Annotated in this window: 16 protein-coding genes and 1 pseudogene; 15 read left to right on the top strand and 2 right to left on the bottom strand. The window is 65.8% G+C overall.

Annotation, left to right across the window (positions count from 1 at the left end; genetic code table 11):
- Positions 1 to 4: 4 nt before the first annotated feature.
- Complete coding sequence (fdnG, locus tag AC5P5X_RS00470) at positions 5 to 3,073, bottom strand: formate dehydrogenase-N subunit alpha (protein WP_138464127.1); 3,069 nt, start codon at positions 3,071 to 3,073, stop codon at positions 5 to 7.
- 290 nt (positions 3,074 to 3,363) lie between these two features.
- Here fdnG and gmk point away from each other — a divergent pair, with 290 nt between their 5' ends.
- From gmk to AC5P5X_RS00545, 15 genes and pseudogenes are all read left to right on the top strand, one after another.
- Complete coding sequence (gene gmk, locus AC5P5X_RS00475) at positions 3,364 to 4,029, top strand: guanylate kinase (RefSeq protein ID WP_005410878.1); 666 nt, start codon at positions 3,364 to 3,366, stop codon at positions 4,027 to 4,029.
- A 110-nt stretch (positions 4,030 to 4,139) separates the two neighbouring features.
- Complete coding sequence (gene rpoZ / locus AC5P5X_RS00480) at positions 4,140 to 4,439, top strand: DNA-directed RNA polymerase subunit omega (protein ID WP_005410877.1); 300 nt, start codon at positions 4,140 to 4,142, stop codon at positions 4,437 to 4,439.
- Positions 4,440 to 4,544: 105 nt separating this feature from the next.
- Positions 4,545 to 6,707, top strand: a complete 2,163-nt coding sequence (locus tag AC5P5X_RS00485) for a RelA/SpoT family protein (protein WP_005410876.1) — start codon at positions 4,545 to 4,547, stop codon at positions 6,705 to 6,707.
- 182 nt (positions 6,708 to 6,889) lie between these two features.
- Positions 6,890 to 7,276: a RidA family protein gene (locus AC5P5X_RS00490; RefSeq protein WP_005410875.1), complete on the top strand. Its 387-nt coding sequence runs from the start codon at positions 6,890 to 6,892 to the stop codon at positions 7,274 to 7,276.
- Between the two features lie 7 nt (positions 7,277 to 7,283).
- A complete protein-coding gene (recG, locus tag AC5P5X_RS00495; protein ID WP_076739916.1) occupies positions 7,284 to 9,395 on the top strand; it encodes an ATP-dependent DNA helicase RecG in 2,112 nt (703 codons plus the stop codon).
- 471 nt (positions 9,396 to 9,866) lie between these two features.
- The gene (locus tag AC5P5X_RS00500) at positions 9,867 to 10,805 is read left to right on the top strand and encodes a nucleoside hydrolase (protein WP_111189055.1); all 939 of its coding nucleotides are present in this window, start codon (positions 9,867 to 9,869) and stop codon (positions 10,803 to 10,805) included.
- A gap of 88 nt (positions 10,806 to 10,893) precedes the next feature.
- Positions 10,894 to 11,136: a type B 50S ribosomal protein L31 gene (locus AC5P5X_RS00505; protein ID WP_005410871.1), complete on the top strand. Its 243-nt coding sequence runs from the start codon at positions 10,894 to 10,896 to the stop codon at positions 11,134 to 11,136.
- A 296-nt stretch (positions 11,137 to 11,432) separates the two neighbouring features.
- Positions 11,433 to 12,710: a citrate synthase gene (locus tag AC5P5X_RS00510; protein WP_005410870.1), complete on the top strand. Its 1,278-nt coding sequence runs from the start codon at positions 11,433 to 11,435 to the stop codon at positions 12,708 to 12,710.
- A gap of 365 nt (positions 12,711 to 13,075) precedes the next feature.
- Complete coding sequence (locus tag AC5P5X_RS00515) at positions 13,076 to 14,164, top strand: membrane protein (RefSeq protein ID WP_012481150.1); 1,089 nt, start codon at positions 13,076 to 13,078, stop codon at positions 14,162 to 14,164.
- A gap of 518 nt (positions 14,165 to 14,682) precedes the next feature.
- Complete coding sequence (locus AC5P5X_RS00520; protein ID WP_099524236.1) at positions 14,683 to 15,192, top strand: CS1 type fimbrial major subunit; 510 nt, start codon at positions 14,683 to 14,685, stop codon at positions 15,190 to 15,192.
- A gap of 50 nt (positions 15,193 to 15,242) precedes the next feature.
- Complete coding sequence (locus AC5P5X_RS00525; protein ID WP_111189054.1) at positions 15,243 to 17,969, top strand: TcfC E-set like domain-containing protein; 2,727 nt, start codon at positions 15,243 to 15,245, stop codon at positions 17,967 to 17,969.
- Entirely contained in the window at positions 17,966 to 19,105 is a 1,140-nt protein-coding gene (locus tag AC5P5X_RS00530) for a CblD like pilus biogenesis initiator family protein (protein WP_076739777.1), read from the top strand. Before AC5P5X_RS00525 ends, AC5P5X_RS00530 begins: the two co-directional genes overlap by 4 nt.
- Before the next feature lie 16 nt (positions 19,106 to 19,121).
- Positions 19,122 to 19,829: a pilus assembly protein gene (locus tag AC5P5X_RS00535; RefSeq protein ID WP_043034091.1), complete on the top strand. Its 708-nt coding sequence runs from the start codon at positions 19,122 to 19,124 to the stop codon at positions 19,827 to 19,829.
- Positions 19,830 to 19,897: 68 nt separating this feature from the next.
- Positions 19,898 to 24,278 (top strand): annotated as a pseudogene (locus AC5P5X_RS00540) (ESPR-type extended signal peptide-containing protein).
- A gap of 69 nt (positions 24,279 to 24,347) precedes the next feature.
- On the top strand, positions 24,348 to 25,091 hold the full coding sequence (locus AC5P5X_RS00545; RefSeq protein WP_111118230.1) for a hypothetical protein: 744 nt from the start codon (positions 24,348 to 24,350) through the stop codon (positions 25,089 to 25,091).
- A gap of 155 nt (positions 25,092 to 25,246) precedes the next feature.
- Here the strand turns inward: AC5P5X_RS00545 and AC5P5X_RS00550 are convergent, their stop codons facing one another.
- On the bottom strand, positions 25,247 to 25,891 hold the full coding sequence (locus tag AC5P5X_RS00550; protein ID WP_043034094.1) for a hypothetical protein: 645 nt from the start codon (positions 25,889 to 25,891) through the stop codon (positions 25,247 to 25,249).
- Positions 25,892 to 25,987 lie beyond the last annotated feature (96 nt).

A 25,987-nucleotide genomic window follows, 5' to 3' on the forward strand; every position in this document is an offset into this window, starting at 1 on the left:
TCTCCTACACCTTCTCGACCTTGACCAGGATGCACTTCGATTCGGGCGTCTGCGAGTTGCCGTCACCGATGGCGTTGGTCAGCGTATTGGCGATGTATCCGGGCTTGGCCGCACCGAGGAAGCCCCAGTGGATCGGCACGCCCACCTGGTGCACGGTCCGGCCATCGATCTGCAGGGCCTTGATGCGCTTGGTCACCATGGCGACCGCTTCGATGTGGCCGCGCTTGGAACTGACCCGCACGCGGCTGCCGTTATTGATGCCCAGCTCGTCGGCCAACGCCGCGCCGATCTCGACGAACTGCTCGGGCTGGATGATGGCGTTCAACTTGCCGTGCTTGGTCCAGAAGTGGAAATGCTCGGTCAGGCGGTAGGTGGTGGCCACATGCGGGAACTCGTCCGGCGAACCGATCTGTGCGCGATCGCTGGCGAATACGCGGGCGGCCGGGTTGTTCAGCGTCAGTGCCTGGCCGGGGCTGAGCGGGTTGCTGCGCAGCGGTGTATCGAACGGTTCGTAGTGCTCCGGGAACGGGCCTTCGGCCATGCCGGCCTTGGCGAAGAAGCGCGCGATGCCCTCCGGGTTCATGATGAACGGGCCCATTCCGCCGGCGGGATCTTCGTCGGCCTTGAAGTCGGGCACGTCCACGCTGCCCCAGTTTTTCCCGTTCCACGCCAGCAGCGTGCGCCGTGGATCAAATGGCTTTCCGGCGACGTCGCACGAGGCGCGGTTGTACATCACGCGACGATTGGCCGGCCACGCCCAGGCCCAGCCCAGCGTGTTGCCGATGCCGGTGGGGTCGCTGTTGTCACGCCGCGCCATCATGTTGCCGGTCGGGCCCCAGGCACCGATGTAGATCCAGCAGCCGGAGGCGGTGCTGCCGTCGTCGCGCAGGTCGCCGAATGCGGCCAGCTGCTCGCCGGCCTTGCGCACCAGCTTGGTTGGGTCCTTCGGATCGAACACATCGGCCAGCGCCTTGCCGTTGTATTCCATCGCCAGTTCTTCGGGCGTGGGTACCTCAGGGTTGGCGTAGTTCCAGGCCAGGTCGCGCACCGGCTCCCACCACGCCCCGCCGTCCTTCTCGTACATCGCCTTGATGCGATGGAACAGCTCGGACATGATCTCGATGTCGCTGCGCGCTTCTCCCGGTGGGTTGGCACCCTTCCAGTGCCACTGCAGCCAGCGCGAGGAATTCACCACCGCGCCGTTCTCCTCGGCGAAGGAGGTGGTCGGCAGGCGGAATACTTCGGTCTGGATCGTGCTCGGGTCGACGTCGTTCAACGCACCGTGGTTCTGCCAGAAGGCGATGGTCTCGGTTTCCAGCGGGTCCATGCTGACCATGAACTTCAGCTTGGAGAACGCGCTGATCAGCTTGCCCTTGTTCGGCGCCGAGGCCAGCGGATTGAAGCCTTGGCAGATGTAGCCGTGGATCTTGCCTTCGTTCATCAGCTCGTACGCCTGCAACATGTCGTACGGCTTGTCGAGCTTGGGCAGGTAATCGAAACACCAGTTGTTGTCGGCGGTGGCGGCGTCGCCCCACCACGATTTCATCAGGCTGACGTGGAACTTCGGGTAGTTCTGCCAGAACGACATCTGGTTGGCGCGCAGCGGCTTCTGCGTGCGCTTGGCGATGTAGGCCTCGTAGTCCTGCTCGTCCTGTTTCGGCAGGGTCAGGTAGCCGGGCAGCAGGTCGGACATCAGGCCGATGTCGGTCAGGCCCTGGATGTTGGAATGCCCGCGCAAGGCGTTCATGCCGCCACCGGCCACGCCGATGTTGCCCAGCAGCAGCTGCACCATGGTGCCGGCACGCACGTTCTGCGCGCCGATCGAGTGCTGCGTCCAGCCCAGCGCGTACAGGATGGTCATCGCCTTGTCCTTGCCGGCGGTGGACGCGATCATGTCCCAGATCTGGCGGATGCTGTCGGCCGGCGTGCCGCAGATGCGTTCGACCATCTCCACCGTGTAGCGCGCATAGTGCTGCTTGAGCAGGTTGTAGACGCAGCGCGGGTCCTTCAGCGTCGGGTCGCTGCGCACGAAGCCATCGTCACCGTAGGCGTAGTCCCAGCTGGAGCGGTCGTAGCTGCGCTTCTCTTCGTTGTAGCCCGAATACAGGCCGTCCTTGAAGGCGAACTCGTCCTTCACCAGGAACGACATGTCGGTGTAGTTCAGCACGTACTCGTGCTGGATGCGGTCCTCGGTCAACAGGTAGTTGATCAGGCCCCCCAGGAACACGATGTCGGTACCGGTGCGGATCGGCGCGTACACGTCGGCCACCGCGGCCGAGCGGTTGAAGCGCGGATCGACCACGATCAGGCGTGCCTTGTTGTGTGCCTTGGCCTCGGTCACCCATTTGAACCCGCACGGGTGCGCCTCGGCGGCGTTGCCACCCATGATCAGGATCAGGTCGGCATTCTTGATGTCGACCCAGTGATTCGTCATCGCACCACGGCCTAGCGTCGGGGCAAGACCTGCCACCGTCGGGCCGTGTCAGACACGTGCCTGGTTGTCGAATGCCAACATGCCAAGGGAGCGCACGACCTTGTGGGTCAGCACCGCGGTTTCATTGCTGGTGGCCGAGGCCGCCAGCATGCCGGTGGTCAGCCAGCGGTTGACCGTCTGCCCGGCCTCGTTCTTCTGCACGAAGTTGGCATCGCGGTCTTCCTTCATCAGCCGCGCGATGCGGTCCAGCGCATCGTCCCAGCTCAGCCGCTTCCACTCGTTCGAGCCCGGCGCGCGGTACTCGGGGTAGAGCAGGCGCGACTTGCTGTGGATGATGTCGGCCAGGCCGGCGCCCTTCGGGCACAGCGTGCCGCGGTTCACCGGATGGTCCGGGTCGCCTTCGATATGGAAGATGCTCGGCTCGGCGTTCTTGGCACCATCGCCGAGGCTGTACATCAGGATGCCGCAGGCCACCGAACAGTAGGTACAGGTGTTGCGGGTCTCGGTCGCGCGGGTCAGCTTGTACTGCCTGACCTCCGCGAGCGCGATGCCGGGCGCGAAGCCCATCAATGCCAGGCTGGAGCCGACCAGGGTTGTCCCGGTCACTTTCAGGAACTGGCGGCGGCTCATCGATGGCATGCCGTTCTCCTGGGATGGCGGGGAGGCGCAGGCCTCCGGGCTGTCGTTGGGTACGGCCCGGTTATAGCACAGGCCCCGTACGCCCATGTGGCACAAGGCCCGGCGCCCGCCAGACGGGCGCGCAACGGGGCCGCTCTGGTAAAGTTGCGTGCCCGCCCCCCGGGGAAAGCGTCTGCCGGGCCTGGTTCCAGGATGTTCCGCGCAGCCCCCGCCGTCCTGGCGCGATCCTCCGCGCCGGATCTGGAACACCGAGGAAAAATTTTGCGAAATCAACCCGTTGGATCCCCCGCATGAGCGCCCCGTCGAAGCCGTCGGACGCCGTTGCGCGCGGCACGCTGTACATCGTTGCCGCCCCGTCCGGTGCCGGCAAGAGCAGCATCGTCAATGCCACCCTGGCGCGTGACCCGCAGATCGCCCTGTCGATCTCCTTCACCTCGCGCGCGATGCGCCCGGGTGAAGTGAACGGCCAGCACTACCATTTCGTCTCTGCGGAGAAGTTCGAGCAGATGATCGCCGCCGGCGACTTCTTCGAACACGCCTGGGTGCACGGCGACTGGAAGGGCACTGCCCGCCAGTCGGTGGAGCCGCAGCTGGCCGCCGGCCAGGACGTGCTGCTGGAAATCGACTGGCAGGGTGCGCAGCAGGTGCGCCAGCTGGTGCCGGGCACGGTCACCGTGTTCATCCTGCCGCCGTCCAAGCAGGCCCTGCAGGACCGCATGCGCAAGCGCGGCCAGGACAGCGAGGCGGTCATCGCCCAGCGCCTGGGCGCGGCACGCGATGAAATGCTGCACTTCAACGAGTTCGACTACGTCATCGTCAACGAGGTGTTCGACACCGCCGTGGACGAGCTGTGCGCCATCTTCACCGCCAGCCGCCTGCGCCGGGAGGCCCAGAAGGTCCGCCACGCCGGCCTGATCCAGGCCCTGCTGACCCCCGATCCGGGTGCAACTGACTGATTCCAAAAGAATCGGGTGGGGGTTGGCTTGATTTTGTCCAGCCCCTGCCAGTACACTCCGTCCCCTTTCCCTCATTCGACTGAGCGGCCGACCGGTCGCCGGGAGCCCGTATGGCCCGCATCACCGTAGAAGATTGCCTGGAAGTCGTTAACAACCGTTTCGAACTGGTCATGATGGCTTCCAAGCGTGCCCGCCAGCTCGCCAACGGCGTGCAGGCCACGCTGGACAACAGCGAGACCGAGGACAAGCCGACCGTGCTGGCGCTGCGCGAAATCGCCGCCCGCAAGATCGACAACGCGCTGATCGACGAAGTCGAGAAGGCCGAGCGTGAGCGCGCCGAGCGCGAAGCGCTGGAGTGGGCTGCCGCCGAAGTGGTCGCCGACGAAGACATGTCCAAGAACGACGATTGATCGCATCGATCAACGTCATTGCTGGATCGCCGAACAGCCCGCCCCGTGCGGGCTGTTTCGCATTCAGGATTTGCCGTAAACGTCGCGCTGGAATAGGCTTCGGGCATGAACCCAGGCCCCACTGCCAAGGTCGCCGCAGCCCCCGCTGCCGCCGTACCCGACTACGTCCTCCAGCTTGAACGCGCCGCCCATTACCTGCCGCCGGAACAGCTGCCGCTGCTGCGCCGTGCCTGGGAAGTCGGTGCCTCCGCGCACGCTGGGCAGACGCGCAAGTCGGGTGAGCCCTATATCACCCATCCGGTGGCCGTGGCCCAGGTGCTGGCCGAGCTCGGCCTGGACGTGGAAGCGCTGATCGCCGCGATCCTGCACGACACCATCGAAGACACCCCGCTCACCCGCGAGGCGCTGGCTGCCGAGTTCGGCGAAGCCGTGGCCGAACTGGTCGACGGCGTCACCAAGCTGGACAAGCTGAAGTTCCGCGACCGCCAGGAAGCGGCCGCCGAGAGCTTCCGCAAGATGCTGCTGGCGATGTCGCGCGACCTGCGCGTGATCATGATCAAGCTGGCCGACCGCCTGCACAACATGCGCACGCTGGGCGCGCAGAGCCGCGAAGCGCGCGGCCGCATCGCCCGCGAGACGCTGGAGATCTACGCGCCCATCGCCCAGCGCCTGGGCATGAGCCTGGTCAAGAGCGAGCTGCAGAACCTCGGCTTCAAGGCGCTCTACCCGTGGCGCCACGCCATCATTGAAAAACACATCCGCAGCCAGCCGGTGGTGCGCCGCGAGGCGATGGCGCAGGTGGAAGTGCAGCTGTCGCAGCGCCTGGCCAAGGAGGGGATCGAGCATCGGCTGATCAGCCGCATCAAGACCCCGTGGAGCATCTACAACAAGATGCGCGACGAGAACAAATCCTTCGACCAGGTGATGGACGTGTTCGGCTTCCGCCTGGTCGTGCGCAGCGTGCCCAGCTGTTACCACGCGCTGGGTTCGGTGCATGCCACCTTCAAACCGCTGGATGGCCGCTTCCGCGACTTCATCGCCATTCCCAAGGCCAACGGCTACCAGTCGCTGCACACCGTGCTGTTCGGGCCGTATGGCTCGCCGATCGAAGTGCAGATCCGTACCGAGGAAATGGACCTGATCGCCGAGCGCGGCGTGGCCGCGCACTGGACCTACAAGTTTGGTGGCGATTCGCCCAACAGCGCGCAGAGCCGTGCCCACGCCTGGATCGTCGAGCTGATCGACTCGCAGCGCGCTGCCGGCTCCTCGCTGGAGTTCCTCGACAACGTCAAGGTCGACCTGTTCCCGGACGAGGTCTACCTGTTCACCCCGAAGGGCAAGATCCTGGCCCTGCCGCGCAATTCCACCGCGCTCGATTTCGCCTACGCCGTGCATACCGATGTCGGCAACATGGCGGTGGCCTCGCGCGTGGACAAGAAACTGGTGCCACTGCGCACCAAGCTGGTGTCGGGGCAGTCGGTGGAGATCATCACCGCACGCTCGGCCACGCCGAAACCGCAGTGGCTGGAATTCGTGGTCACCAGCAAGGCGCGCACTGCCATCCGCCACCAGCTCAAGCAGCTGGAACACGAAGATGCCGTGCAGCTGGGCCACCGCATGCTCGACCGTGCGCTGGAGGCGATGGATTCATCGCTGGAACGGCTGCCAAAGGGGCGCCTGGATGCGTTCCTGGCCGAGCATCGTTTCCCGCGCCTGGAGGCGCTGCTGGCCGAGGTCGCGCTGGGCAACTGGATGCCGACCCAGGCCGCGCAGGCGCTGATGGCCTACGCCGAACTGCGTGGCGGCCCGCATTCGCGCCACCATTCGCAGGAAAAGATCCTGATCAACGGCAGCGAGCGCGGCGTGGTCACCTTCGCCGGCTGCTGCCAGCCGATTCCCGGTGACGAGATCATGGGCTACCACACCGCCGGCAAGGGCATCGTGGTGCACCGCATGGACTGCCCGAACCTGGCCGAGCTGCGCAAGTCGCCCGAGCGCTGGGTGCCGATCGGCTGGGACACTACCGTTTCCGGCGACTACGACACTTCGCTGGTGGTGGAAGTGGAGAACGGCACCGGCGTGCTGGCGCAGCTGGCCGCCGCCATCGCCCAGAGCCATTCCAACATCGAGCGCGTGGACTACCTGGACCGCGACTTCAACGCCGCCGTGCTGGCGTTCAACATCCAGGTACGCGACCGCAACCACCTGGCCGAAGTGATGCGCCGCCTGCGCCGCCTGTCGGTCGTGCAGTCGGTACGCCGCCAGTAGGTCCTGCGCGGACCGGTAGTGCCGGCCGCTGGCCGGCAACTTCGCGGTGCTTCCTATGTTCATGAGGTTGCCGGCCAGCGGCCGGCACTACCGGAGCGGTGCGGTAGATCCACGCCATGCGTGGATGCACCCCCAGCCGGTACAATCACCGCTCTGTTTTCCCCCAAGCACCGGAGCGACCCATGTCCCGCCAGATCATCAACACCGAAAAGGCCCCCGCCGCCATCGGCCCGTACTCGCAGGCCGTGCGCGCCGGCAACACCGTGTACTTCTCCGGCCAGATCCCGCTCGACCCGGCCACCGGCGACATCGTCGGCGCCGGCGACGTCGAAGCACAGGCCCGCCGCGCCTTCGACAACCTCAAGGCCGTGGCCGAAGCCGCTGGCGGCTCGCTGGACAAGGTCGTGCGTCTGGGCCTGTACCTGACCGATCTGGGCGAGTTCGCCAAGGTCAACGCGGTCATGCAGGACTACTTCCAGGCCCCGTACCCGGCCCGTTCCACCATCGAAGTCTCCGGCCTGCCCAAGGGCGCCAACTTCGAGGTCGACGCGGTGATGGTCATCGACTGACCGCCACGTGGCACGCAAGGCGGCGGTCACCCCGGTCCTGTCACCGTCCGGCGAAGCATCCCTGGCGATGCTCGCGGGCGTCGGTCCGGCCGTGGCCGCCAAACTGCAGGCGCGTGGCCTGGCCACCCTGCAGGATCTCTGGCTTCATCTGCCGCTGCGCTATGAAGACCGGACCCGGCTGACCCGCATCGAAGACCTGCGCAACGGCGTACCGGCGCAGGTGGAAGGGCGGGTGGTCGCGGTCGAGCGCGGCATGCGCTACCGGCCGATGCTGAAAGTGGCGGTGGAAGACGAAGGGCGGGGCACTTTGGTGCTGCGCTTCTTCCACTTCCGCCAGCAGCAGGTCGGCCAGTTCGCGGTCGGCAACCGGCTGCGCTGCTTCGGCACGCCCAAACCGGGCCAGCTCGGCCTGGAAATCGTCCACCCCAGCTACCAGGTGCTCGGCCGCAACGACGATCCCGAACTCGGCGACCGCCTCGACCCGGTGTATCCCACCGTCGAAGGCGTCGGTCCGATGACCATGCGCAAGCTGATCGGCCAGGCGCTGGACCGCCTGCCCGAGGAAAGCGCGCTGGAACTGCTGCCCAGCGGCTGGCTCGATGGCCTCGGCCTGCCGTCACTGCGCAGCGCGCTGCTGACCGTGCACCGGCCGCCACCAGATGCCGATCTGGCCGCGCTGGCCGCCGGCACCCACCCGGCGCAGCGCCGCCTGGCGATGGAAGAGCTGCTGGCCCACCACCTCAGCCTGCGTCGCCAGCGCATTGCCTTGCAGGCACACCATGCGCCGCCGCTGGCCGGCCCCGGCAAACTGGCCAAGGCGCTGCTGAAGCAGCTGCCGTTTGCGCTCACCGGCGCGCAGGCGCGCGTGTTCAAGCAGATTCGCGAAGACCTCGCGCGGCCCAGCCCGATGCTGCGGCTGGTGCAGGGCGATGTGGGCTCCGGCAAGACCGTGGTCGCCGCGCTGGCGGCGATGCTGGCGGTGGAGCAGGGCAAGCAGGTTGCATTGGCTGCGCCCACCGAGCTGCTGGCCGAACAACATCTCAACAACCTGCGCGGCTGGCTGGAACCGCTCGGTGTGCGCATCGCCTGGCTGGCCGGCAAAGTCACCGGCAAGGCGCGCGCCAAGGTGATGGAGCAGGTCGCCAGCGGCGAAGCGCAGGTGGTGGTTGGTACCCACGCGCTGATGCAGGAGGCGGTGGTGTTCCAGGATCTGGCGCTCGCCATCGTCGACGAGCAGCACCGCTTCGGCGTGCACCAGCGCTTGGCGCTGCGCGACAAGGGCGCGGGCGGCAACAGCGTGCCACACCAGCTGGTGATGACCGCCACGCCGATTCCGCGCACGCTGGCGATGTCCGAATACGCGGACCTGGATGTGTCGGCCATCGACGAACTGCCGCCGGGCCGTACCCCGGTGCAGACCGTCGCGCTCAACAATGATCGTCGTCCCGAGCTGATCGAGCGCATCGCACTGGCCTGCCAGGAAGGGCGGCAGGTGTACTGGGTGTGCACCCTCATCGAGGAAAGCGAAGAACTGGATGCCACCCCGGCGCAGGCCACCTACGAATCGCTGCAGGCGCTGTTGCCGGGCGTGCGCGTGGGGCTGGTGCATGGCCGTCTGAAAGCCGCCGAAAAGCTGGCGACGATGGTGGCGTTCAAGGCCGGCGACATCGACCTGCTGGTGGCGACCACGGTAATTGAAGTGGGCGTGGATGTGCCGAACGCCTCGCTGATGGTGATCGAGAACGCCGAGCGCCTGGGCCTGGCCCAGCTGCACCAGCTGCGCGGCCGCGTCGGCCGTGGTTCTGCGGTATCGCGCTGCGTGCTGCTGTACCAGGCACCGCTTTCGCAGATGGCACGCGAGCGCCTGCAGACCATGCGCGAAACCAACGATGGTTTCGTCATTGCCGAGAAGGATCTGGAATTGCGTGGTCCCGGTGAATTGCTGGGTACCCGGCAGACCGGCCTGGCCGGTTTCCGCATCGCCGACCTGGCCCGTGACGCCGGCCTGCTGCCCGGCGTGCATGACCTGGCCGAGCGCCTGCTGGACCAGCAACCCACGCTGGCCGATCGTGTGGTGCAGCGCTGGATCGGCACCGCCGTGCGTTACGCCTCGGCGTAAGTACCCAGGGGTCGGATCCCTTTGTGCAGCAAAGGGCTCTGACCCCATTTCCGGGATGCTCATCCGCGCATGGCGTGGATCTACCTCGCGCTGCGCGCGGGAGTCGGACAAGGCTCGACTCTACAGACAGCGCTTTGGATCATTTCCATGTTCATCCACGCATTGCATGGATGTGTCGACCAAGGTCGACACCCATCAACAGCCGCGGAAATCTGTCGAAGGCGGGGTGGATCCGGTTGCGGGGGCGTGAGCCGCATGGATGCGGCGACCGAGCTTACATGGACGTACTTGCAGCGTCCCCCGCAACCGGATCCACCCCGCCATCCCTCAGGAAACCAGCTTTTGCCGTTGATTCGGCGTTTGCCGTTGATTCGGCGGGTGCAGGGCGCAGCCCTGCCGAACCCCAACCCCCGTACTTGCAACGGTCATCATCCCGGTCCACACTTCGTTGCCGATCTGAAGACGGCAACGATGACCCACAAGATCCCCCTGTTGATCGACACCGACCCCGGTGTGGACGACGCCCTGGCCCTGCTGATGGCCTTTGCCGACGAACGGCATGACGTGGTCGCCCTGACCATCGCCGCCGGCAACGTCGGCCTGCAGTACACCGTCCGCAACGCCCTCAAGCTCTGCGACATCGTCGGCCGCACCGACGTACCGGTGTTTGCCGGCAGCCCGGATCCGCTGCTGCATCCCTCCGTTGACGCTGCCCACGTGCATGGCCGTGACGGCTACGGCGACGTGGACCTGCCGCCGCCGAGCCGCCAGGCTGAAGCCGAACACGCCGCACTGGCCATCCTGCGCCTGTCGCACGAGCACGCCGGCGAACTGATGCTGGTGATGCTGGGCCCGCTGACCAACCTTGCCCTGGCACTGAAGCTGGACCCGACCCTGCCCGAGCGCATCAAGCGCATCGTGGTGATGGGCGGCGCGGTCACCTGCCACGGCAACATCACCCCGGCGGCCGAATTCAACATTGCGTTCGACCCGGAAGCGGCGCACGTGGTGTTCACCTCGTTCAAGCACCTGCTGGTGTCGGACTGGGAGGCCACCGTCGCCCATGGCTTGCCGCTGCAGGACGCCGAGAAGTGGCTGCAGGCCGATTCCGATCGCGCCCGCTTCTACGAACTGATCTCGCGCAAGACCCGTGGCCTGTCCGAAGACAGCAAGGGCGGGCGCTGGTACACCGCCGATGCGGTGGCCATGGCCTGGGCGCTGAACCCCGAAGGGCAGCTGCGGGTCGAGTCGCGCCCGCTGAACGTGGAGCTGAACGGCACGTTCAGCCGCGGCGCCACCATCGTCGATTGGAACCGCCAGACCGGCCAGTCGGACAACTGCGATCTGCTGATGGCCTACGACCAGCAGCGTTTCGAGGCCCTGGTGCGCCAGGCCCTGGGTGCGGACTGACGTCGATTGACCGGCACCGGTTGCCCCGGGCGGCAACCGGTGCTTATAATGCCGCTCTTGACCACCAGCCCATTTACGGTGTGAGCCCATGAAGGCCGATATCCATCCGAACTACCGCGACGTCGTCTTCCATGACGTCACCTCCGATTTCAAGATCCTGACCCGCTCGACCATGGCGACGAAGGAAACCATCCAGTGGGAAGACGGCAACGAATACCCGCTGGTCAAGGTTGAAATTTCCTCGGCTTCGCACCCGTTCTACACGGGCAAGCACAAGGTCATCGACACCTCGGGCCGTATCGACAAGTTCCAGAAGCGCTACGCGCGCTGATCTGTCGATCCAGCTTCGAACCAACGGCCGCGCTCTGCGCGGCCGTTTGTTTTTCCCCAACGCCAACCCAACGGGCGTTTGGATGGGCGGAACACTGCGTTCGTGTGACAACGCTTTTGCCGATCCGGGCCGCTCAATGGCCGGTGTCTGGCTGCCTGTCGTATACGACTTCTGTCTAGCGCCGGGCAAATGCTGCTGTGCGATAATGACCTGATCCCCGGCACAGGCCGAGGACGTCATTCACGTGCCTGACCAATGCGCTTGGGCAGGCGCCTTCCCATGAAGGAGCGCACACAGTGTCCGATCTTGATCAGGTCACGCTCAACGCCGGCGACAAGTCGGTCGTTCTGCCCGTCATCAAACCCACCCTTGGCAACGACTGCGTCGACATCGCGAAGCTGACCAAGGAAACGGGGTTCTTCACCTACGATTCCGGCTTCACCGCGACGGCCAGCTGCAAGTCCGCCATCACCTACATCGACGGCGACAAGGGCGTGCTGCTGTACCGCGGCTACCCGATCGAACAGCTGTCGGAAAAGTCGAGCTACGTCGAAGTGGCCTACCTGCTGATCAACGGCGAGCGCCCGAGCGCCGAGCAGCTGAAGGCCTTCACCGATGAGCTGACCGCCGAAGCCAACGTCGATGAGTCGATCAACACCCTGATCGGCAGCTTCGCCAAGGATGCCCATCCGATGGCCATCCTGGCCGCTGCAATCGCGCAGCTGTCGGCCATCTACCACGACTCGCTGGACCTGTCCGACGCCGAACAGCGCCGCCAGGCCGCCGTGCGCCTGATCGCCAAGGTGCCGACCCTGTCGGCGCTGATCTACCGCCATGGCAAGGGCCTGCCGGCCAACAAGCCGGACACCTCGCTGGACTACGTCAGCCGCTTCCTGAAGCAGACCTTCGAGTCGGCTGACGGCCAGTACGACCTGAACCCGGACGTGGTGAAGGCGCTGGACCTGCTGTTCATCCTGCACGCCGACCACGAGCAGAACGCCTCGACCTCGACGGTGCGTCTGGTCGGTTCGACCGGTGCCAACCCGTACGCGTCGGTTGCTGCGGGTGTCACAGCGCTGTGGGGTCCGGCCCACGGTGGTGCCAACGAAGCCGTGCTGAAGATGCTGGAAGAAATCGGCAGCGCCGACAACGTCGAGTCCGCCGTGGTCAAGGCCAAGGACAAGACCTCCGGCTTCCGCCTGATGGGCTTCGGCCACCGCGTCTACAAGAACTTCGACCCGCGCGCCAAGGTCATCGGCGAGATGACCAGCAAGGTGCTCAAGCAGCTGGGCGTGCAGGATCCGCTGCTGGACGTGGCCGTGAAGCTGGAACAGGCCGCCCTGCAGGACGAGTACTTCGTCGCCCGCAAGCTGTACCCGAACGTCGATTTCTACAGCGGCATCATCTACAAGGCGCTGCAGATCCCGACCGAAATGTTCACCGTCATGTTCGCCCTGGGCCGTACCTCCGGCTGGGTCTCGCATTGGCTGGAACAGCAGGTTGATCCGGAAATGAAGATCGGCCGTCCGCGCCAGGTCTACACCGGCAGCGACGTGCGCGACTACCAGGGCTGATCGCCCCGCGTAGGTTGTGCCGAGAACGCCCCGCATCCGCGGGGCGTTTTTTTTTGAGCGGACCTGGTGGGTGCGGACCGTTGGTCCGCACGATTTCGGCGCCCGCGAAAAATCATCCACGCACGGCGCGGATCTACCACCGCAACCGCCTTCGGTAGGTGCCAACCTTGGTTGGCACGCTTTCCCATCCACGCATGGCGCGGATCTACCGCCGCACCCGCCTTCGGTAGGTGCCAACCTTGGTTGGCACGCGCTTCATCGTGCCAAGACCGCGTGATTCAAGGGTCTCGCCAGCTTCACAAGCGCTCGCGCAGCCTCAGGACGCCAGCTGCATCCGCAGCACCTGAAATGGAGCGTCCATCCCGATGAGTACCCGATTCGACCCACCCGAGCGCGGACCGCTCGGCCCTGACGTCGCCGCCGTCGTCACCGCCCCGATCGTCGCCCCTCCCAGCGAAAGCGCCGTTTCCTGGGGCGCGATCTTCGCTGGCGCCACCGCTGCCGCTGCACTCTCCCTCATCCTGCTGATCCTCGGTGTTGGCCTCGGCCTGTCGTCGGTGTCGCCATGGTCGTTCGAAGGCGTCAGCAAAGAGACCTTCGGTTGGTCCAGCATCATCTGGCTCACCTTCACCGCATTGGCCGCGTCCGGCCTGGGTGGCTATCTGGCGGGCCGCCTGCGTACCAAGTGGACGCAGATCCATGGCGATGAAACCTATTTCCGCGATACCGCGCATGGCTTCGTGTCGTGGGCCGTCGCCACGCTGCTGACCGCGGGCTTGCTCACATCGGCAATCGGTGGCGTGCTGGGCGCCGGCGCAAAGGTGGCCGGTGCCGCCGCGGGCGTTGCCGCATCCACGGCCGGCGTTGCTGCCGCGGGCGCGGGCAGCACTGCCGCGGCGGCCCCGGAAGGCGACCTCAACTACTGGGTGGATTCATTGTTCCGCAACGCTACCGATGCGGGTCCGGCAGCTGCAGGCGCGCCGCCGGCCCCGGGCGCGCCTGATGCAGCGTCCGGCGTGGCGGCGACAGATCCGGCCCCACCGCCGCCGGCTGCAAGCGTCGGGCCGCGCGATGTGCGCGTAGGCCTGCCGCCGCGCCCGATGCCGGGTAATGGCCCGATGGGTGACCGCCGCGAAGTGCGTGCCGAAGTGAACCGCATCATCGTCAACAGCCTGCAGGGCGATGGCCTGGATCCGGCCGACACCCAGTACCTGGCGCAGCTGATCGCGCGCGAAACCGGCATGAGCCCGGCCGAAGCGCAGGCGCGCGTGACCGATGTGCAGACGCGCATGCGTGCGGCGCTGGAGAAGGCCAGGAACACCGCCAAGCAGGCCGCCGACGATGCCCGAAAGGCGACCGCCTATGCCGCGTTGTGGCTGTTCATCACCCTGCTGATCGGTGCGTTCTTCGCCAGCCTCAGCGCCACCTGGGGCGGCCGCCGCCGCGATCTGTAACCCGCCTTCCACGCAAGGAGACCTGCAATGAAAATGATTCTGCTCTGGTTGTTGGGCGTACCGATTCCGCTGCTGATCCTGTACGCGATCTTCTTCTGATCGTGCGCCAACGCGATGTCTCATCAGGCCGCCGAAGGGCGGCCTGATGCCATCCAGCAGATCCACGCCATGCGTGGATGACCCGCTGTAGAGTCGAGCCGTACTCGACTCACGCGCGCAGCGTGTGTGCTTCGCGCAGTATCGGAAGAGCAGTCGACTAACAGCCGACTCTACAAACCCAAGGCAATGAGGTTTATTGCATTCAAGCAGTGAGGGAGTTTGCATAACCCTCAAACATTGAGCGCCTTCAAGAATCCTCCTTAACCTCCAACGTTTTAGGAATGCTTGAATGGCCTGCATGGCAATGGATTCCTAACATTCTCTCCGTCGCCCGCAACCACCTCTGCGGGCGGCGCCTCCCTCCCTTTCTCCTTAGGGGAGGGGGGCTTTCATATTCCCCCTGTCCGAGAGAGACACCCATGCACGCCATTATCAAGAAGGCCGCGCTCGCTGCAGCGCTGGCCACTGCTTCGCTGTCCGCGCACGCCGTGGAAACCAAGATCTCCGTCTACGCCGACGTCGACCCGACCCTGGCGCTGCTGCGCGATGACGGCACCCCGCTGCCGGACATGGTCACCCTGACCCACGATCCGCTGCGTGGCCTGATTCCGAACACGCAGCGCGTGCGTATCCATTCCAACGATGACAAGGCGGATATCGAAGCGCGTATCGATGGCAGCTTCTTCCTGGCCAACGAGACCGGCACCGTGACCGTGCCGATGACCATCAGCCTGAACAACCGCGCGCTGGGTGCAGCCGCCATCGAGTACAAGGCAACTGACCTGTTCAACGGTGCGGGCTCGACCCCGGGCGCCTCGATCTCGATGCCGCTGACCATCGCACAGACCACGCCGGCGCCGATCCTCACCAAGGGCGCGTACAGCGGCCTGGTCAACGTCGTGCTGAACCAGAAGGCGGCTACGCCGTAATCCCCCGCGCCGGCCCGCATCCCGGGCCGGCCGCTTGCAGCGGTGCCCCCATGACCCTACACGCCCCCGCCGTCACCCGGCTGGCGGTCGCGCTCGCCCTGGCGTTGTCCACTCCGCTGGCGGCCGCGCGCGGCGTCCCGCCCGGTTTTGAAGATCTGGTCGAAGGCCAGACCGAACAACTCGACATCCAGCTGTTCGGCCGCTCGGCCGGGCTGTCGCCGGTGCGCGTGACCCTGGAGCACGTGCAGCTGGAAGATCCCGCGCGCGTGCTGCAGTCACTGGACCTGCCTGCCGAGGCGCAGGCCGCCCTGCTGCCTGCGCTGTCGCAGCCGCTGCCGCGCAACAGCCATCTGGCCTGCCGCTTCGGTGGTGCCAGTGCCGGCTGCGGCTACATCGATCCGCCGGAAGCTCCCGACGAGGTGCGCGCGCTGTATGACGAAGGCGAGGGCGCGGTGCGCTTGTTCGTGGCGCGCCAGTGGATTCCCGGCAAGCCTGCCGCCGAGCGTTTCCACACGGTCACCGCCAATGCCGAGAACGCGTTCCTGCATCAGCAGACGCTCAACCTCAGTGGTGGCCGTGACTACCAGTCGCTGTCGGCACGCGGCGTCGGCACGCTGGGCCTGTTCGAACGCGGCCACCTGTCGGCCGAGTGGTACTACAACCAGCAGCGCTATCGCAGCCACAGCGACGACGATTTCCAGTTCGACAACGTCTATTACCGCCACGACCTGGGGCCGGCGCACTACCTGCAGGCCGGGCGCATGGACCGCCGCAACCTGTCCAGCCCGCAGGGCGGCACCTTCAGCTTCAGCATGCTGCCGCTGGACCGCTTCCAGGGCGCACGCCTGGGTACCACCCAGGCCTATGTGGACACCGACGCGGCGGTGCAGGCCAGCCCGCTGACCGTGCTGCTGGCGCGCGATGCGCGGGTGGACGTATTCGATGGCGAGCGCCTGCTGCAGACCTTCTACCTGCAGGCCGGCATCAACCAGATCGACACCCGCAATTTCCCGTTCGGCAACTACCTGGTCCGCATGCGCATCTACGAGGACGGTGTGCTGGTGCGCACCGAGGAGGCGCCCTTCGACAAGGGCGGCGACTGGACCAACAGCCAGTGGCAATGGTTCGTGCAGGGTGGCCACCGCAACGAACGCCGCAGCGATGCTTTCGATGGCGAGCGCATCGCGATGGCCGGCGTGCGCGTGCCGCTGGGCCGCGACGCGGCCATGACCGCCGGTGCCGCCACGTTCGGCGGGCACCGCTACGGTGAGCTGCGCCTGGACCTGCGCCGGGTGATGGCCACGCAGGAAGTCCGCGTCACCTTCAGCGGCATGCGCGGCAGCGACGGCAGCAATGGGCAGCAGCACCAGCTGTCGTACCGGCGCACGGCGTCGTGGAACCTCTACCAGCAGCGCATGCGTGGCAAGGCCTGCCAGTTCGAGGCCGAGGCGCGCGACCAGTTGGGGTGCACCAACGCGCTCAGTGGTTCGATGTCGCTGCCGCTGGCGGGCGGCAATGTTTACGTGGGCTACACCCGGCGCCAGACCTGGCGCACCGGCTGGCACCGACCGGCGTTCGAGCAGGATCCGTTGTTCGGGCTTGAGCCGTTGTTGCCGCCGGGGCCGTTGGAACCGCGCCGCGAGCCGCTGCTCAGCCGCACCTGGCAGGCCAGCTTCAGCCGCAGCCACCGTTGGCAGGATTTCAGTGTCTCCACGCGCGTGGGCGTGTGGCGGCAGAACAGCACCGACAGCGTGCGTGGCAGTACCGAGCGCGACCGTGGCATCTACGTCAACCTCAGCCTGAGCCGTCGGCACCGCGGCGCTGCCGGTGATGGGCAGCGCCGCTATGCCGTGGATGTGCGCCAGCCGCAGCATCAGCGCCCGGCGATCGACTACAGCGTTGGCCAGAGCCTGCGCCAGGAACTGGATACACAGTACCGCGAGCTGTCCGGCGAGCTGCGCGCCAACAACAACGAGCGCTACAGCGCTTCACTGGGTGGCCAGCTGCAGAATGGCGTCGGCCACACCAGCGCCAGCGTGGCGCGCTACCAGCAGCGTGGCCGCAGCGAAACCGGCTACAGCGGCGCACACAGTTCCGGCTTCGCGCTCGGCCGTCGCGGCTTCTACTGGAGCGGTGCCAACGGCGCCGATGCCGGCCTTGCCGTGCAGGTGGCCGATACCGATGACGCCGACCTGCGCGGCGTGGCCGCCGAACTGCAGGTGGGCGGGCTGCGCAGGCAACGCCTGCAGATCGGTGAACGCCGGTTGCTGCCACTACCGGCCTATCAATCGCAACGTGCCGAAGTGCAGGACGCCAGCACGCTGGACAGCATCGCCGCCATCCGCGTGACCGGCGTGGGCGGTGCACGACCGATGTTCCTCACGCCCGGCAAGCTGATGCGCATGCCGGTGCCGATCGAAGTGACTTACACCTTCATCGGCCATGCCCGTGACCTGGCCGGTGCGCCGCTGGGCGGCGCCCGCATTCTCAACGCGCCGGTGCCCGGCACCAGCGCCAACGGCGGCTTCGTCGCCGATTTCCCGCGTCGCGAAACGACGCTGTACCTGCTGCAGGACGACCGCCTGCTGCACTGCCCGCTGCAGGTGCGCGAGCGCCGCCAGGTGGTGCTGCTGGTCGGTGCCGTGCACTGCGAGCCGCTGGCCGTGGCCCAGCTGCCGGCCGAGATCCGCCAGCAGGCCCGCGTGACCCGCCTGCTGCAGGAACGCGCGTTGATTGCCGCCACGCCCCGGACCGCTGCTGCAGGAGGTACGCCATGAACCGGCGTTGGATGTTCGTGTTGATGCTGGTGTGTGCGCTGGTGCTGGTGATGCCGCGGGCGTGGGCGCAGTGGCCGCCAGAAACGCATCCGGCCGACCAGAGCCGGGACATCGTGATGAGCTGGGATCGCTCGGCGGTACCCGGTGATGTGGAGTTGTGGGCGCCGCGGACGGTGTTGGGATTCAGTCACGACCTGGCGCTGAAGTATGGGCAGATCCATGTGGTTTGTGAGTCTGCTTCTGACAGTGAATTCGGTCGGTGCCCGACGGAGGGTTCTTTGACCCAGGTTCCAGGAGTGACCGAGATCGGTTTGGAGCTCGTTGAGGAGCGGACAGGATTGCGTGCGGAGATTCGCGTACTCGGCTACCTGCAGAGGGCGATGTCTGGGCGTGCTTGCGGACTCGATTTCTGGGAGGACATTGGCACGCGTCGAATGCTGCACGCCGCATCATGGTTCATCTGTACGGTCGACCAGCCACTTGGAACCGGCGCAAAACTGGATATTCCTGCAAGCGAGATCGCAAAGCTTGTCGCAGGCCACTGGAAGGCCACGATGCGCCTGAACATCAAGGCCGACCCCGCCGCAGCACCCGTCGCCACAGCCACCTTCAACTTCGATTTCACCGTCACCGACTACGACGCGATCTCGATCTACTTCCCGACCTTCGACACCGTCGCGCCGCTGGTCAATCTCGATCTGCGCTACGACCCCATCCAGAAGGTGGTGGGTGGCAGGAAACAGCTGGATATGTGCCTGTACGACGGCCTGGGTTCGCAGAGCGAATACCTCGACGTCACGGTTCGCGACAGCGGTCCACGCCCACCTGCAGGGTCGGACTTCTCGCTCTGGCACCGCGATGGCGGCAGCGATGCCAGCCAGCGCCTGGACTACCGCGTCCACCTGGACTACGGCGGCCACCGCCTGGCGATGAAGCACAACGTCAAGCAGCAGCTGCGCGGCATCGACAGCGCACAGCTGCGGCTGGTGATGCTGCCGGGCATCAGCCAGCCGGTGTACTGCGTGCCCACGCCGCTGACCCTGGAAACACCGCCTACCCCTATCGCCAGCCAGCGCCCCGGCCTGTACGAGGGCGAGCTGACCGTGGTGCTCGATGTCCCCACTGCCAAACCCTGATCCCGAGGAGCCTGCCATGAAGAAGCTGCTGTTCTGCCTGCTGCCGGTGAGCGCCCTGCTTGCACTGCCGGCATACGCCAATCTATCCATCCACCCGATGCGCGCAGCGGTGGATGCCAAGCGCGGCACCCATATCCGCGTGTACTCGCAGTCGACCATTCCGCAGTACGTGCAGACCCGCCTGCGGCGCATCGTCAATCCTGCCACGCCTGCCGAAGAAGAACAGGAGATGGAAGCCTCGGATGCGGCGATTGCCATCACCCCCGGCAAGTTCGCACTTTCCGGCGGCGGCAACCGGCTGATTCGGGTGATTCCGCTGCAGCAGGTCCAGAAGGAAACGGCCTACCGCCTCTACTTCGAAGGCGTGCGCGGGCCGGATGACGCTCCCCTCGAAGACGGCGAAGGCGCACAGGCAAACATCGGCGTCAGCCTGGTCTGGGGGGCGCTGGTCAACGTCACCCCCGACGACGGTGTGGTGGACCTGCGCCTCCAGGACAACACGCTGCACAACACCGGCACGCTGCGCGTGGGAATCATCGGTGCCGAGGAGTGCACGGCCGCGGGCACCTGCACGCCACACCCCGTGTCGCACAGCCTCTATCCCGATGCCGCACTGACGCTGCCGTTCCAGCTTCAGCCGGGCAACTCGCTGCAACTGCGTTACCGGCTCACCCGCGATGGCTATCGCGAACACGTGCGGACGATCGAACCGACGGCGACCTGAGCCCGCACTTTGCCCGCCCCGTGCCCGGAACGGGGCCTCACTTTCCTTGTCCTGTTAAGGAGAAACACATGAATCGAATCTATCGTCGTATCTGGAATCACGCCAAAGGCTGCTGGGAGGTGGCCAGCGAGTTGACCAGGCCCTGTGGCAGGAAATCGAGCCGCGCAACCGGCGCCGGTGGACTGCTGATGGTCGCGCTGCTGTTGGCGGGCGGGGATGCGCACGCCAAGACCCGTTACTACATTGGGTGCGATCCCTTCAATCTGGGAAATGGCGAGTTTGTTTCCTGCTCGCCCATTGCTGGCCGCTATGACGACACCATGTTCGTCGGCTATGCACTGACCAACGGCCTGAACTCGCTTGGCTACGGTGCAGGCGTGAACATGAAAGGCGACAACACCACCGCATTTGGCATTGGTGCCCGGATCAACGGTCAGAACAGCGCTGCCTTCGGATTCAAGGCAAGCACCTATGCCGTGGATAGCGTGGCGGTGGGCTACAACGCCAGAACCACCGCTGATGGCGGCCACAACGTGGCCGTTGGTGCCAATGCCTATGCCGCCTACATTGGTGCCACTGCCTTGGGGAACAAGGCAGAGGCCAGGGCAGCAAATGCCATCGCACTCGGCAGCGGCTCGTCGTCGCGTGGCGTGGATGCCCTTGCGCTCGGTGCCAACTCCAGCACTTCGGCCGCGGGTTCGATGGCGGTTGGTGCAAAGGCGTCTGCCAGCCGTACAAATGCCATCGCCCTGGGGTTGAGTTCCGTGGCGCAGCAGGAGGACGCAGTTGCCCTGGGCGCGAGCACGATCGCAAACGGTGCTGGTGGGGTGGCGCTTGGTGCCAAGGCAATGGTCGACACCGGTGCAGGCACGGGTGGTGTCGCCATCGGTGGCGGTGCCCGTGCGGGAAGCCTGGGCTACACCGGTGCCATCGCCATCGGCGGCGATACGCGCGCGTACATCGACGGCGTTGCGCTGGGCTATGCGGCGTCTGTGTCCGCACAGGGCGCTGTAGCCCTGGGTGTCCGCTCGGTGGCCACGGAAGCCAATACGGTGTCGGTAGGCAGCGCCTCGGTGCGCCGTCGCATCGTGAACGTGGCCGATGGTCGTGTCACCGCCTCCAGCACCGATGCGGTCACCGGTAAGCAGCTGCATGCCATGAACGAGCGGGTTGACGGCATGATCAAGCAGGATTCCGCAGGCGGCATCGTACGCATCGCCAACAGCAACACCGGCTCGGAAGTCAGCATGCGCAACGCGGTGCTGGCCACGCGCAAGGTGAGCGGCGTGTCCGATGGCGCGCTGACGACGACTAGCACCGACGCTGTGAACGGACGCCAGCTCAACACGACCAATGGTAATGTCACCAAGGCGCAGACCGCTGCGGATGCGGCCAAGGCTGATGCCAGCAAGGCGCTGGCCCAGGTCACCACGGTGACCGGCCTGATCGGCCAGACTTCGTCCACCAGCAGTGTCCGCTTGGGCGAGAAGAACAGCGGTACCTCGCTGGATGTCCGCAACAGTGCCAATGCCAACCGCAAGGTGACCGGTGTGGCCGATGCCACGCTGAGCACCTCCAGCACGGAAGCGGTGACCGGCAGGCAGTTGAACACGACCAATGAGAATGTTGCCAAGGCACAGACCGCTGCGGGAGAGGCCAAAGCTGATGCGAGCAAGGCGCTGACTCAGGTGGTGACGCTGGGCGGCCTCGTGGGGCAGGTGTCGGCAACCGGCAATGTCCGCCTGGGTGAGAAGAACAGCGGAACGGTGCTGGATGTGCGCAATAGCGCGAATGCTAGTCGAAAGCTGACTGGTGTGGCCGACGGCACGCTGAGCACGTCCAGTGCTGAAGCGGTGACCGGCAGGCAGTTGAACACGACCAACGAGAATGTCGCCAAGGCACAGGCCGCTGCGGACACCGCCAAGGTGGAAGCAGGCAAGGCACTGGCTCAGGCGGTGACGCTGGGTGGCCTGGTGGGGCAGGTGTCGGCAACCGGCAATGTACGCCTAGGTGAGGAGAACAGCGGAACGCTTTTGGACGTCCGTAACAACAAGAATGAGAATAGAAGAATTAATGGTGTATCGGATGGGGATTTGAGTGCAGGCAGTAGCGATGGTGTTTCGGGCCGTCAGCTATTTGCGACAAACGTCCGCTTGGGGGCTTTGGAAAGTGCAGGAAAGTACATAAGCGTCGGAGTGGATGCGTTCAGTAGGGATGCTGTGGCCGGGCAGGCTGGCGTCGCAATCGGTGATTCTGCAAAGGCTGGTGCTGAGGGTGCAACGGCAGTAGGTGCCTTCTCTACTTCACTTGGGAGAAATGGAGTAGCGATTGGCCGCGCATCCCTTGTCGCGGGGGGGGGCAGCCAATGGATTTGCAATGGGAGCAGGATCGAACGTACACGCAAACAACGGCGTCGCGATCGGATCTGGTGCAAAGGTTGCCGCAACAGCTGATGAATCTCTTGCGCTTGGAGCGGGTTCCGAAGCTACCGAAGCGGGGACCGCGTCCTTTGGGGCCTCTGGTGTGGGACGTCGGCTCGTGAATGTCTCTCGTGGCACCGCCGACCACAACGCGATCACGGTTTCTCAGCTCAAGGACGCACTCGTCACCCTCGGCGCTGGCGCAGGCATGGATGCCAGCGGCAATATCATCGCCCCAACTTACTCGGTGCAGGCTGGAACGCAGAACACGGTCGAAGACGCACTGATGGCGCTTGATGGCGCCGTCATCACCGCAGGCCGCCGCGCGGACAAGGTGGAAGATCAGCTCAGCTCCATCTTCCAGGACTCGCCGTCGGCCCGTGCCGATGGCATGAACCAGATCGCGCTCAGTGGCGCGAACGGCATGGTGCTGACCAACTTGGCTGACGGTCGGGTAGCGCCAGGAAGCCGTGATGCCGTGACTGGCAGCCAGTTGTACGCTGCAGAGCAGAAGATCTCGCAGAATCGGAATGATCTGGAGGCGATGCGCAAGGAGAGGGAGACGGGGCAGCAGGCGATGCGTGGATTGGATGCGAGCGGTCCGATTGATTTCGGTGGTGCGCGTTTGACTGGCGTGGCGGAGGCGAAGCTGTCGGCTGACAGCTCGGACGTCGTGCGCGGCAGTCAGCTCTATGGGACCAACAGCCGAGTCTCGGAACTTGAGGACGTCGCACAGTCTGTGAGTATCGGGTCAGCGCCCTTCAGTGAACGCGCGGAAGCGGGTGTGGCAGGCGTTGCGTTGGGAAATTCGGCGAAGACGGGCCTAGAGGGAGGAACTGCGGTAGGGACGTTTGCGGGGGCCATGGGAAAGAACTCGACCGCAATTGGTAGAGCGGCGACTGTCTCTGTGGATTCTGCGAATGGATTCGCAATGGGAGTCGGTGCACAGGTCGGCGGAGACGCGGGCGGCGCGAATGAGGGTGTCGCAATTGGTGCTGGCGCAAGAGTCGGAAGCGGGGCGCACGGCTCGCTAGCACTTGGAAATGGCTCCCAAGCAGATGAAGAGGGAGTCGCGTCATTTGGTGGTGTTGGGATCAAGCGCCGTCTCGTAAACATCGCCAACGGCACCGCCAACCACAACGCCGCCACCGTCGGCCAGCTGCGCGGTGCGCTGTCCGCGCTCGGCGGTGAAGTCGATGCCAACGGCAACATCGTCGGCCCCAGCTTCACCGTGCAGGGCCAGTCCCAGTCCACGCTCAATGGTGCATTGGAAGCACTCGACGGCGCAGTGGTCAGCAACCGCTCGCGCGTGAACCAGGTCGAGTCGCAGCTGCGCAGCGTGTTCCAGGACACGCCCTCCGTCCGCGCCGACGGTCTCAACCAGCTCACCCTGGCCGGAACCCACGGCATGGTCATTTCCAACGTGGCCAATGGCCTGATTGCGGCCGGCAGCCGCGATGCAGTCAATGGCGGCCAGCTGCACTCGATGCAGCAGCAGCTCAACGGCCGCATGGACGGGCTGGAGCAGCGCATCGATGCGACGCAGTCGCAGGCAATGGCGGTGGCTTCGGTGCCGGAGCCGGAAGCGCCGGTGCCGCAGGCCGAAGGCGGCCAGCAGGTGGCGTCGGTCGGCGAGGGTGAGAAACCTGCACCGCAGCCGAAGACGAAGGAGGACACCCCGAAGCCCCAGGTCGATACCGCTGAACTGGAGAAGATGCTGGCCCGTGCCAACGAGTACACCGATGGCGCGATCAGCACCTTCGAGCGTCGCCTGGACAAGATGGACAAGCGCTTCAACCGCATGGCGGCGATGAGCAGCGCGCAGACCGCGATGGCGATGAACACCGCCGGCCTGGCCACCTACAACCGCCTGGGTGCGGGCGTGGGCTACAGCGAGGGTGAGTCGGCGATGGCGGTGGGCTACCAGCGTGTGCTCAACGAGAAGGGCTCGGCCACCTTCAGCCTCAATGGCGCGTTCACCAACAGCGGTGAACGCAGCATGGGCGTCGGCGTGGGCATCGGCTGGTAAGCCATGCGGCCCCGGCGTGGTGCGCGTAATGAACCCCGCCGCGCCGGGGTCCTTGCCGAGGAGAAGGCAATGTACAGATGGGTAAGTGGAATCGTCAGCTATCGCACGTTCTATATCTGGCGGGCGCGCTTTCGCTACTACACCCGGAACCTGGACCTGTGGACGCTGATGAGCGGGCTGTGCATCGCCGGTCTGCTGCTGGTGCTGTGGTACCTGTGGCAGATGCTGGGCGTGCCGCCGCCGCGCGTGCACCCTCAGGCAGCGGCGCTGCGCATCGACGGCGTCACCAGCGAGGCGATCCATCGCATAGTGCTGGTGCGCCACGCGGGCAGCACGCCGGGGGCCCCGTTCACTACGCCGGAAGAGGTGCGGGCAAGCACGTTACGCACGATGCGGGTACGCCAAGTGATGGACAGCGAAGTGGTGTGGCGGCTGAAAGCCGACATGCTGGCGGATATTGCTGACTACATCACCGCCACGGGCGGGTGCTTCCCGTACAACTGCCGGCGGGTCCTCGATCGATTGGACTACGTGCGCCAGGCGGGGGTTGAGAACGCGCAGATCAACGCGGCGCTGTCGACAGTCCTGGAGGTGCCGCTGGACCAGATGCCGCCGTTGGAGGCAGACGAGCATGAGCGTGTGAAGAGCGGGTGGTCGGATGGATTCGACGACATCTACTACCAGTCCTGGTTGCTGCGGGATCTGCAGGTCATGCACGCACAGATGATGCGGGAGTATCCGCGGCGAGCTCCCGCCCCGTGGTTGCCGCGGTTGTTCAGCGATCCGCTGCGCGATACCCGTTTTGTCTGGTAGCGGGAGCATGATCGGCATCATCTGCCAGGGCAGGTAACACCGCTTTTGTAGAGGCGAGCTTGCTCGACTGCTCTTCGCTCAGCCATCGAAATGCCCGAAGCACAGTGCGGACCAACGGTCCGCACCCACCCAAGGCAGGCACCGCTGCGCTACCGTCACCCGCCGATATACGCGGTGATTTCCGCTTCGGCCAGCAGCTGCCGCAACTGCGCCACCGACGCGCGTCGCATCGGCTTCTCATCCACCGGCGACAGCGGTGCCTGGCGCAGGGCATCGTAGGGCAGCACGGCCAGGTCGAAGGTCAGCTCCTCGGCACTGAACACCCACACCGGCACATCCAGGCTGCGCTCGCGATCCATGCGCAGGCGACGCGTCCGCGATTCGGCGGGAATGCCGTGTTCGTCCAGGAAGCGGTGCACGGCTTCCGGGTCGTCGCTGTGCAGGTGCAGCTGCACGGGGCTGTTGGCGTCGGCGGTGCCCTCCAGCACCGGGCCGGCCAGGCGAGGGGCGAAGCCGTGCAGGAACTCCAGCGCACGCATGGCGGCCTCGCGGCGGCGCTGCAGTTCGTTGCCGTGCTGGGGGCCGGAGAACAGCCGCTGGTACTCGCGCAGGGCGTCTTCGATCTCGGTGTTGCGGGGCAGGGAGGCATCGTCGTGGATGCCGAGCCGGCTGGCGGCCTTCAACTTGGCCTGGTGGTAGTCGCGGATGCCGCCTTCAGCCATCAGGCGGGCGGCTTCGTGGGCGAGGCGGTGGCGCCGCTCGCGGGTCTGGCTGGCAGCATGCTGACGAGCACGGTGCATGCGATGACTCCCTGTTGCGACCTGGCTACAGATTAGCGCACGGATGTGACATCTGCGTGGGTATGGCGCGGAGATGCCAACCAACGGTTGGCACCC

The sequence above is a fragment of the Stenotrophomonas sp. YJH_SMC_91 genome, assembly GCF_059368495.1.